Origin of the sequence: Roseateles sp. 22389 (genome assembly GCF_052044995.1) — a bacterium.
Taxonomy (GTDB): domain Bacteria; phylum Pseudomonadota; class Gammaproteobacteria; order Burkholderiales; family Burkholderiaceae_C; genus Roseateles.
On the sequence record NZ_JBQEOF010000036.1, the window covers coordinates 1 to 7,396 of the forward strand.

Genomic DNA, 7,396 nt, shown 5'->3' on the forward strand with positions numbered 1-7,396 from the left:
GCTAGCCTGATTAGCGCTTGACTTGGAACACAGTTGCTCTCCCGCAAGCGGGAGAGGGGGCAAGAGGAGCGCGGCGGTGCAAGAGGAGCGCTGCGCTCCCGCTTGCGGGGAGGGGTGCAAGAGGAGCGCGGCGGTGCAAGAGGAGCGCTGCGCTTCCGCTTGCGGGGAGGGGTGCAAGAGGAGCGCGGTGGGTATTGCTCCCTCTCCCGCTTGCGGGAGNCCGCCTCCCTCAACCGCGGGGGAACAGCACGTCGTTGTGCGCGCCTTCCGAGTTGTCGGACACCCGCATCTCCAGGCCGAGCAGCGACACCCCCGGCTGGTTGGCGGTGTTGAACACGTTGTTGATCACCAGCCGCCGCGGCTGCCAGGTCGACTCGTCCGCCAGGAAGGCCTCGCGCTCGGCGTGCATCGCCGCCGCGTCCTCGTGCTGGCCGAGCTTGCGGGCCAGCGCGATGCTCGCGTCGTAGCCGTCGACGGCCGCCGCGGCCGGCACCTGCAGGCAGTCCACCACCAGGTACTGCTTGAACTGGTTGTCCAGCACCGCCGCATCCTGGAAGAACTGCTTGAAGTCGGCCTCCGACGCCTGCTGCCGGAGGCGGAAGTCCTCCGGCGCCGGCTTGAAGTCGCTGGGGAACTTCGTGTACGTGTTGCCGTGGTTGATCCAGCGCGCCCGGTCGCCCTCCGCGGCCTGCTCGAAGCGTGGCAGGTCGAGGAACTCGCTCACGCGACGGCTGCGCATCGGCGCCGTCACGCCGTCCATCGTGACGAGCCGCTTGGTCACCTCGACGCCACCGACCCTGTCCGCGCTCCGGCTGGCGCCGGCCACGTCGCCCGCATTGACGGTCCTGCCGTCGCCCAGGTCCTTCAGCCGCACGCTGAGGCTGGCCGCCGCGCCGGTTTGCCGCAGGGTCCGCACGCCGGCCTTCACCTCCTGGTAGCGGTAATGGCCCGAGGCCTCCTCGGCCACGGTCTGGCGCACCTCGCCCTGGCTGCGGCCCTGCAGCCAGGCCCCGCGCGCCTGCGCGACCTGCGCCGTGTCGTCCGGCACCGCGGAGGGCCCGGGCGCGGCCGCCGTGCCCGCGGTGGGCGGCGCCGCCTCCTGCGGCTGCCCCGGCACGGGCCGGGAAATGGCCAGCTGCGGACTGAGCACGTTGCCCGCGAGCTCGCCCCGTTTGGATTCGCGGTTGTACTGGCCCAGCAGGTTGAGCGAGGCCGCGTCGACGGTCGACAGGATCGCGTCGACGGGACCGGCATGGCCCTTCTCCTGCCATAGCACCGCGCTGCGCAGCATGTCCTCGAACTCGCGCTGGTTCGTCGCCTCGGTCGTCTTGTCGCGCGGCACGCGGGCCAGCAGGCCGTTCTGCCACTGGTTCTCGTAGCTGCCGGTGGCGGTCAGGTCCGCCATGCGCATGCCGGCCGACACCAGGTCGAAGTCCTGCTTCAGCGACATGCCGACCCCGCCGCCGAGCTTGGCGCCCACCGTGCTCTGCGTGCCGACGGTGAGGTAGTAGGCCTGCGTCGTCATGCCGATCTCCATCACCAGGTCGTGCTGGTACTTGCCCGCCGCGGCCAGCCGCAGGGTCAGGGACATCGGATCGGGCATGCCGGCCTGGCTCAAGCCCAGCTGGACCTTGGAGGTGTCGAAGCCGTAGCTGTTGCCGCCGCTGAACTTGAACTTGTCCCGCAGCGACATCAGCCGGCCGATCGAGATCAGGCCGTCCAGCAGCTGCTGCTTGTCGTCGATCTGGCCGCGGTTCCAGATCGCGGAGCCGACGGCGCGGTCCAGCGTCTTGCGGAACGCGCCCACCGCCTTGGCCGCATCGGGCTCCTTGGCTTCCGTGAGGTCGGTGGCGGCGATGCGCGCCAACTGGTGGGTCGCTTCCGCGGGCGTCACCTGGCCGGCGGCATAACGCTCCCACGTCCCGGACAGCGCCGGATGCTGCGCCAGCGTGCGTTCATCCAGACCGAAGCGCTCCGGGACCTGGACCTCGGCGATCGCCGCGTTGACGATCCGCTCCGGCGCCCCGTCCGGCACGGCGGCGTCCAGCGCCCGCGCCAGCGTCTTGAGCGCGCGTTCCGCCGGCAGCGCCGTGTCGTTGTCGCGCAGCGTGTCGATGGCGGTCCTCATGGCGTCGACCGCCTCCTGGGTGCCGGTGATCAGGCCGGCCTGCGCCAGCGTGCGGGTCGCCGAGCCCACGGCCGACGGGTTCAGCGCCGTGGCGCCGCCGATGGGCAGGGCCCGCGCGAGCGCCCCCATCACGCCGTTCTCGCGCGACACGCTGGACAGCATGTCGGTCGTCAGCCCCTTCAGGTAGTCGTCGGCCTTCTGCAGCGAGCTGCCCGGGCCCTCGTCGAAGAAGGCGTTGCGCACCGCGTTGAACGCGCGCCGGAGGTCGGCATCCAGTCCGTCCAGCTTGAAGTCCGAGGTCTGCAGCACGGCCGCGGCGGCGGTGCGCGCCTGCGCGGGAATCCCAGGCGTGGCGTTCGGAGCGCCTGACGCATCAAGCGTGGCGTCGGCCGAGAACAGCACGCGCAAGGCGGCGTCGCGACGGGCGACCGCTTCCTTGTCCACCTTGGGCGCGCCAGGCTCCGGCGGCGCCATCAGCGCGGACAGCATCTCGATGCCGCGCGGCAGCACGGCGACCTCCCGTGCCAGCGCGACGGCGGCGGACTCCGCGGACGAGCGCGATTCGGGCGATGCCGCCGCGTCGGCGAGCCGCCGGACGTCCAGCGTTCCGAGCGTCTGCAGCGCCGGCGCCGCCTGTTGTCCCTGCGGGCCGTCCAGGGCGAGCCGGCCCGTCTCGCCCCGCTGGCCGAAGGCGACGACGCTGGCGCTGAAGATGTTCTCGAGCGCCGTGTCGCGCGGCAGCTGGTCCTCCTTGGCGGGCCGCGCGCGGAGCCGGTCGGCCACCGATCCCAGGACCTGGCCCAGTTCGGGACTGAGGGCGGCGCCCTGTTCGATGACGGCGCCCATGCGCTGATCCTGCAGCGCGTTGAGTTCCCGCCGCGCGTCCGCATGGCGATGCAGGGCCTGGGCCCCGCTCGCCAAGGCGTGGTCGAGCTTGTCGAGCACCTGGCCCAGCAAGGGCGCCACGTCCCCCGGAAGATCCAGGGCGGGCAGCAGGGCCCTGTGGGCGTCCACCGCCTGCCGGGCGGCATCGCGCTGCGGGCCGGACGCCTCCCCGGGCAACCCGTGCAGCGCATGGAGCAGCGGCTTGAAGCCGTCGACGAAGTCGCGCAAGGCGGGGCCCTTGTCCTCGGCGGCGGCCTGCAGGCAGAGCACGGACTTGTCGACCTCGACCTCGATGCCGCGTGCCGCGTACTGGGCACCGGCCAAGGCGATCAGCGCCTTCTGCTCATTCACGCGGGTGTCGAGCCGCGGTGCCCCCGAAGCGGCCGCGGCGCGGGCCTCGGCGGGCGCCATGTCGGACAGCGTGGGCGTGGCGCGAGCCCAGAGGCCCACCGACTGCACCGCCGCGACGGCCACGCCGGTCGCGGTCCGGGTCGCGTCGCCCGCCATCTTCAGCAGCGCGGCCCCGGCCGACCCGGAGGGACCGTCGGCGACCGGCGCCGCGGTGGCTTCCGCGCCCAGCCACCGGTCGAGCGCCGGCGTCTCCAGCAGGCTCGCCGCGGTCTTCAGCTGCGCGTCGCGTCCGGCGGGCACGGAGAAATCGAACCGGTCCACCTCCAGCGACGGGAACTTCGGCGCCAGCGGCATCTCGCCGGGCGGCCCGCCCGCCGACAGGTGGTTCTTCACCTGATAGCCGGACACCGTGACCGTGGTCGTGAGCGGATGGTGCTTCTCCGAGCCATAGGGCACCTGGCGCCACCGCAGCTGCGGCGCCACGGCGGTGGACACGCCGATGGACCCGTCGCCGCCGCGCAGGTCGCCGGTCTCGATGTCCCCCTGGGGCTGTCGGCGACGGCGCAGGCCGGTGAAGGTCGAGGACTCCGCCGTGGGCTGGGAGAGGGTCGCGGGCTCCGGCGTCGACGGCTGCGAGCTGGTGGAGGCGCCGGGCGGCAACAGGGTCGCGGGGCTGCGGGTGATCGAGGTGTCCGAGGACATGGGGGCCTTCCTGGTGTTGTTGTTGAAACGCCCAGGTTCGGTGCGAACGGGCACCGGCGCGGGGAGCACGCGAAGCCGCGACCGTCGATGCGAAACACGCCTGGCCGCCGCGCGGGCCCCTTCGCCTGCCCGCCCGGCACTTCGGCCCACCGCGAAAGCGCGATGACGTGGCCCGGGACCATGCATCGATCGGGCGCCCGGCTGCCCGCCTCAATGACGTCAGCTTCTGGAGACCTTCATGCCCCCGTCGATCGCGAACCAGGGACTGCCCGCCATGCCCTTGCCGCCGAACTTCGGCGCGGTGCCGGAGCCGTTGGCGGAGCGCGGGCCGGGGTTGTCGCCGGAGTGGCGGCAGCGGCTGGATGCCGCGGTGACCCTCTCGCTGCGACGGTCCGGCGATGAGCCGGACAGCGCGAGCCCGGCGCCGGTGCCGGAGTTCTCCGATCCGGTGCCGGTGCCGATGAATCGCCTGCAGGCGGTGTCCACGCTGCAGCGCAACGAGCGCCTGTTCGAGAAGCCCAAGTCCGTCCCGGACCTGCAGCGCATCGCCGACGATCCGCGCACCGCGCCGGAGCTCGGTCGCGCGCTGCGCACGGTGCTGTCGGACGAGGAACTGAAGGATGGCCTGGACAGCGCGAGCAACGGGCGCACCGATGGCCGCATCGGCCGGACCGACCTGCACACGGTCGCGGAGTCCACCGAGCTGATCCGCTACAACCGCCGCCGCGCGGAGAGCTTCCGCCACAACTACCTGCCGTCCGACGGTGGCGGGACGGTGCGGGAGATGACCCGTCACGACGCGGCGCGCGAGCTCTACAAGTATTCCGACTACCTGCCGAAGACCACCTCGCTGGAGACGCTGCGGGAGCTGGTCGACGGCACGCTGCCGATGGACCGGCGGCCGCCGCAGGTGATCGCCGCGGCGCGTTACCTGGCGAGCCATCCCGAGGAATGGGAGTGCATCACCGGGCGGCCACAGGACGAGGCGATCCCGCGCGCCGCGCTGGCCGACGCGCTGGCCGGCCACATCCGGCTGCGGCCCGAGGAGCGCCGCGCGGTGCGCACGATCGAGCGCCATGCGGACGACTTCTTCGACGGCCGGCTGTTCGACCGCGACAAGCTGCGCCGCATCGCCGAGGACCCGCAGCGGCCGCGCGCGCACACCGAGGCGGCGCTGGTGCTGCTGGGCGATCCGGTGCTGTTCGGGCTGCTCGACAACGCCGAGCGGGGGCACAAGAGCAACGCCTGGCGCTCCTCGGACGATGGCCGGATCGGGCGCAACGACCTGCGCCGGTTTCTGGAGCGCGTCGATCGCACCGAGGGTCCGCCGCCTGTGGCGCCGCCCGCCGTGGAGCGGCGCGCGGAGCGACCGGCCGATGGCGAGGTGGACATCGAGCCGCCCGTGCGGCCCTTTCCCTGGCGCGATCCGGCGGCGGTGCGCGAGATGGTCGATGGCCGTTGGAACCAGCCCGATCCGCGCACGGAGAAGGGCGGCAAGTTGCGGCGCGTCGTGACGGGGGTGATGAAGGGATTCTCGATCTTCGAGAAGATCGGCTCGACGACCTTGGGGGCGATCGCGGCGCTGAAGATCCCGATCCTGAGCCAGGTGGCGGCGGTCGGATCGATGGTGTCGAACGCGATCGCTGGTGGCCTGGATGTCGGTCGCACGGCGATCGACGGGGGCGATGTGAAGAAGGCCGCGGCCAATGCGGGCAAGAGCTTCGGCAGCAATGCGCTGAGCGTGCTGACCGCGCCCGGGGCGGGCAAGGCGGTCACCGCGAGTGCCAGCGTGGTCGGGAAGACGGCCGCGAAGGCGGCGGTCAAGGAAACCGGCAAGCAAGTGTTCAACGAGGTGGTGAAGCCCAAGGCCGAGGAGCTCATGCTGCGACGACCCTCACCCCAACCCTCTCCCGCACCGCGGGAGAGGGAGTAACTCGGGCCGCGACCCGGCGGTGTGGTGGATGCCGCCTGTGGCGGGTGCTGTCAGCGATGTGGCAGACGGCGCCAGCGATGTGGCAGACGGCGCTAGCGATCTGGCAGAAGGTGTCAGCGCTCGACGGCGTTGTCCGAGCGCGCGGTGCTACGAGACTCCCTCTCCCGCTTGCGGGAGAGGGCAGGGGTGAGGGCTGCTCTCGCTCAGTCAGCCACTGGCGGACGTTCGCGCGCTGGCGTGAACGGCGCCACCACCCCTCACGACCGATCGGCCGGCGGCAGCTCCTGCAGCGCCACCTTCAGCAGCGGCTGGTCCCGCAGCGCCTGCCAGGACCGGCCGGACGACGCGGTCAGCGCGTCGGACAGGTCCAGCTTCGCCTCGCCCTTGCGCCCCGGCTCGAACACCTCCGCGGACGCGACCGCGAAGCGCGCGCCGGGCGCGAACGCCGCCTCCCGCTGTTCCTCGGCATAGCTGAAGGCCGACGTGTCCCGCGCCTTCGTGCCTTGCGCCAGCGGCGTCATCGTGAACACGACCTGCCCCGGATAAGGCGCCTCGCGGCTGCCGGTGAGGATCTCCTTCGTGTCGATCGTGGCGCCCGGCTGCATTCGGTCCGCCACCGCGGCCAGCGCATCCGGCCCGGGCAGCCACAGGCCGCGCATCACCGGCTCCTGCACCGCGGGCAGACGCGCCAGGCCGCTGAGCAGCGGCTGCGTCAGGCCTTGCAGCGCCCATTGCATCTCGGGCTGGTCATGACGCAGCGCGGCGTTGATCGCGTGGAAGGCGCGGCTCAACACCGGCTCGCGCAGCATCTGCACCTGGCTGTTGACGCTGTACAGGCTGAGCGCCATCCGCTCGGGCAGTTCCAGCGGCGCGGCGCCTGCCGCCACGGGGCTGTGCGAGGCCGCATCCGGGCTCAGGCCGAATTGCCGCGCCAGCTGCATCGGCGTGACCGGTCCTCCGGCGCTCGCGGCGGCGAGCAGCGCCTGCCCATCGCGGACGCCCCAGAGCAGGTCCTGCAAGGCCACGACGTGGTCGCGCTGCTCCGGCGACAGCGGCGACTTCTGATCCTGCGCCTCCCAACCGCGCAAGGCGAGGGCGGTCTTCTGCTCGAGCCGTTCCAGCTGCTGCAGCGCCGGCGCCCATTCACCCGCGGGCAGCTGCTGCAGCTCGCGCCAGGCGGTGCGCCACGCGTCGCCATCGCGCATCACGCCCTTGAACGCGAGCGCGTCCAGCGCCGCCGCGCCGCCAGCCACGTCGGCGCCGGGTGGCAAGGTGGACAACTCACGCCGCGGCGCGAGCTGCGCCGGCGCCGTGGACGGCCGGGTCGCGAGCGCGGAGAACGACTGGCTGCCGGGCGTCGCGACCGGCGCGGGCGTGGTCGTCGCGTTCGCGGCGGC

The 7,396-nt window shown here is 72.6% G+C and carries 3 protein-coding genes; 1 reads left to right on the top strand and 2 read right to left on the bottom strand.

All coding sequences use genetic code 11. The annotated features are described in order from the left end of the window. Window positions 1–229: 229 nt before the first annotated feature. Complete coding sequence (locus tag ACTJKJ_RS27055) at window positions 230–4,066, bottom strand: hypothetical protein (protein ID WP_440823243.1); 3,837 nt, start codon at window positions 4,064–4,066, stop codon at window positions 230–232. Between the two features lie 238 nt (window positions 4,067–4,304). Here ACTJKJ_RS27055 and ACTJKJ_RS27060 point away from each other — a divergent pair, with 238 nt between their 5' ends. Next, entirely contained in the window at window positions 4,305–5,999 is a 1,695-nt protein-coding gene (locus ACTJKJ_RS27060; protein WP_440823245.1) for an HrpF/NolX family T3SS translocon protein, read from the top strand. A gap of 257 nt (window positions 6,000–6,256) precedes the next feature. Here ACTJKJ_RS27060 and ACTJKJ_RS27065 read toward each other — a convergent pair whose 3' ends face one another. Beyond that, window positions 6,257–7,279 (bottom strand): hypothetical protein, encoded by a 1,023-nt coding sequence (locus ACTJKJ_RS27065; protein WP_440823247.1) that lies wholly within the window; start codon window positions 7,277–7,279, stop codon window positions 6,257–6,259. Window positions 7,280–7,396 lie beyond the last annotated feature (117 nt).